Annotated in this window: 4 protein-coding genes; all 4 read left to right on the plus strand. The window is 34.1% G+C overall.

Annotation, left to right across the window (positions count from 1 at the left end):
• Positions 1-1,181: UDP-glucose--hexose-1-phosphate uridylyltransferase (locus ACW2QF_RS18745; RefSeq protein WP_455717538.1), on the plus strand; the 1,181-nt coding region annotated here is incomplete at its 5' end.
• A gap of 230 nt (positions 1,182-1,411) precedes the next feature.
• Positions 1,412-1,729 carry a PadR family transcriptional regulator gene (locus ACW2QF_RS18750; RefSeq protein WP_455717539.1) on the plus strand — a complete coding sequence of 106 codons (318 nt, stop codon included), beginning with the start codon at positions 1,412-1,414 and terminating at the stop codon, positions 1,727-1,729.
• Positions 1,730-2,515, plus strand: coding sequence for a DUF1700 domain-containing protein (locus tag ACW2QF_RS18755; protein ID WP_455717540.1), 786 nt, complete (start codon positions 1,730-1,732; stop codon positions 2,513-2,515).
• A complete protein-coding gene (locus tag ACW2QF_RS18760; protein ID WP_455717541.1) occupies positions 2,512-3,372 on the plus strand; it encodes a DUF4097 family beta strand repeat-containing protein in 861 nt (286 codons plus the stop codon). Before ACW2QF_RS18755 ends, ACW2QF_RS18760 begins: the two co-directional genes overlap by 4 nt.
• The last annotated feature ends 78 nt before the right edge of the window (positions 3,373-3,450 follow it).

Consider the following 3,450-nt stretch of genomic DNA (forward strand, 5'->3'; position numbering starts at 1 on the left):
AATCACCAGAAACAGCGACGAATTTTTTTTATAAATTAAGTCAAGATTCGGATTACATAAGAAGATACCGCATTGAAAAAGATGTGAAATGGGTTACAAGTACCGAATATGGTAACCTTGATATTACCATTAACTTATCAAAGCCAGAGAAGGATCCCAAAGCAATAGCAGCAGCTAAACTTATGAAGCAAAGTGGTTATCCAAAATGTCTTCTTTGTGTTGAAAATGAAGGGTATGCAGGTAGAGTAAATCATCCAGCGCGCCAGAATCATAGAATTATTCCTATCGTAATTAATGACCAGAAATGGGGATTTCAATACTCGCCATATGTTTATTATAACGAGCATTGTATCGTATTCAATGGAGATCATACACCAATGAAGATTGAGAAGAATACCTATGTCAAATTATTTGACTTTGTAAAACAATTCCCTCATTATTTCGTTGGTTCTAATGCAGATCTTCCAATTGTAGGAGGTTCTATCTTAAGTCATGATCATTTCCAAGGAGGACATTATCAATTTGCAATGGCAGATGCCCCTGTGGAAGAGACATTCGTTATTAAAGGTTATGAAGATGTAGAAGTGGGAATCGTTAAGTGGCCAATGTCTGTTATTCGTCTTCGTTGTAAGGACGAAACACGTCTTGTTGATCTAGGTGATCATATTCTTACAACTTGGAGAGGATACACAGATGAAGCTGCATTCATCTTTGCCAATACGAATGGAGAGCCACATAATACAATAACGCCAATAGCAAGAAAGCATGGTGAAGTATTCGAGCTTGACTTAGTCCTTCGTAATAATATCACGACAGAGGAACATCCACTTGGTGTATATCACCCACATGCAGAGCTCCATCATATTAAGAAAGAGAATATCGGTCTGATTGAAGTTATGGGACTTGCAGTTTTACCAGCAAGACTTAAAACAGAGATGGAGATGTTAGAAGCAGCGATTCTTGCTAAAGCTGACCTTACAAAGGATGAAACATTAGCAAAACATGCTGATTGGGCAACAGAAGTTATTAATAAACATCCAGAAATCAACAAAGATACGATTCATGATATTATTCAACAAGAAATCGGACTCGTATTTGTTAAAGTATTAGAGCATGCAGGCGTATTTAAACGTGATGAAGCAGGTAAAGAAGCGTTTATAAGATTTATTCACACATTATAAATTATAACAATAAAATATATCAACTAAAACAATCTTGAAAGTATCTTACATTCGAGATTGTTTTTTTGTTTCTAGTGGCATTTGTCATAAAAATATGACAAATGTAACAACTTTGACAATTTTATCAAATTGCGTTGACACATAATATTATACGACGTATAGTATTAGTAATAAAATAATATGTTTAGAAGAATAGTATATGTTTTTTAACAAGTAAGGAGGTTTCCGGTATGGTATTTAATACAGGTGCTGCATTGCTAGATGCAATTGTATTAGCCATTGTATCAAAAGATGAGAACGGCACATATGGTTACAAGATAACCCAAGATGTTCAACAAGCAATTGATATTTCTGAATCCACTTTGTATCCTGTTCTAAGAAGATTATTGAAAGATAATTGTCTAGAAGTATATGATATGGAATTCGGTGGAAGAAATCGCAGATACTATAAAGTTACCAATGAAGGAATGGCGCAGCTTCGTATGTATTGTAATGAGTGGAAAAAGTATTCGGCAAAGATAAGTACTATTTTTGTGGGGGTGGAATAGATGAATAGGCAGGAGTTTTTAAATGAATTAGAAAATCTTCTTATAAACATACCATCATCTGATAGACAAGAAGCAATTCAATACTATCAAGATTACTTTGAAGATGCTGGTGTAGAGAATGAGGAACAAGTAATAAGAGAGTTAGGTACGCCGGAGCGTGTAGCAGCTATAATACAAGAAGATTTACGAAATGAAGCAACAGTGGAGAAAGGTGAATTCACAGAGAAAGGATATCACAATCCAGCATTTGAAAAAAAGAATGCAGATGCTGTTGTTAAGGTTGAATCACCTAATTATCAGAATACAAATCAAGGTAATGGTACACAAAGTTTTGCAGGAAACGGTTTTAACACAGGACAAAATACGGAATCAATGAATAACCAACAACAAAAGGAACCAACCTATGTATATGAATACTCTAAAATCCCTAAGATAGTATTAATCATTGGATTAATATTGTTCTTACCAGTTGGACTTCCATTACTTGGTGCTGCATTTGGAATAATTGTAGCGATTATCTCTGTTGCCTTCTCTTTAGTAGTTGCATTTGGTGCAATAAGTTTTGGATTAACTTTAGGTGGTGTGATTACCTTAGTTGGAGGAATTGCACAGATTATCACTTTCCCGATGACTGCATTTTTAACGAGTGGAATTGGTCTTGTATTAATTGGAATAGGTCTGTTATTTGCAATCTTAACAAGATACTGTGCGATGTTAATACCTTTGACATTCCGAGGAATCGTTGCTATTTGTAGACTACCATTTAAAAGGAGGGTGATGGCATGAGTCTTTTTACAAAAAACTGTTTAAGAATTAGTGGAATCGCACTTGTTTTAGGTGTTGTATTCATTAGTATAGCATTAGTTGGTGGCGCTGATATTAATGGCGTCAATAGAAAAGATTATGTGTACGATTTTGACAGTGAGTACAATGATTATGATATTACTTCTATTAAAATTGATTTGAGTATTGCTAATTTGGAAATCAAACGTGGGAACACCTTTGCAATTGATGCAAACAACATGAATAAGGAAACATTTAATTGTTTTGTAGATGGTAATATATGGACGATTAAAGATGATGAAGAAAGCGACTTTAAGATATTCGGTCATATTGTGCCATTGTTTAGTCTTGATTCTACTGATGAGAAATACAGTGTTACAATTTATATTCCAGACGATTTTCAACCAGAAAATCTAGAAATTGAAATTGGTGCTGGTAGAGTTGACTTATGTGATATGGTAGCTGACAATATCGATTTTGATTTAGGAGCAGGTGAATTAGTTGCTAATGAATTAGTGGCTAAGAAGGGAAGTAAGGTGCAAGTTGGAGCAGGTCAAGTTGTAATCAAGGATTTAACAACAAAAGATGCTACTTTTGATTGTGGTGTTGGAGAAATTAAAGTTAAAGGTGATATAAGAGGCGATAGTAAAGTGGATTGTGGAGTAGGCAATGTCTTGATTAGCTTGAAAGAGCCTGAGAATCGTTATGACTTTAGTTTAAGTTGTGGTATTGGGAATGTTAAAATCAATGGAAATAATTATTCTTTCACTAGTGATAGTAACATATATGGTAGTGATGCAGAATATGATTTCAGTATCGATTGTGGTGTTGGAAATGTTGAAGTTAGCAATGAAAAATAGTATAATATATATAAAGAAGTGAGTAAAAAAACATATAAATATATATTTTCCAAGAAAAGTATGGGACAATGCTATGCA

The sequence above is a fragment of the Anaerosporobacter sp. genome (genome assembly GCF_965301125.1).

What these genes read in the sequence shown, in the direction of transcription:
- ACW2QF_RS18750 (WP_455717539.1), top strand. Translation starts at nt 1,412, where the DNA reads ATGGTATTTAATACAGGTGCTGCATTGCTAGATGCAATTGTATTAGCC.
- ACW2QF_RS18755 (WP_455717540.1), top strand. Translation starts at nt 1,730, where the DNA reads ATGAATAGGCAGGAGTTTTTAAATGAATTAGAAAATCTTCTTATAAAC.
- ACW2QF_RS18760 (WP_455717541.1), top strand. Translation starts at nt 2,512, where the DNA reads ATGAGTCTTTTTACAAAAAACTGTTTAAGAATTAGTGGAATCGCACTT.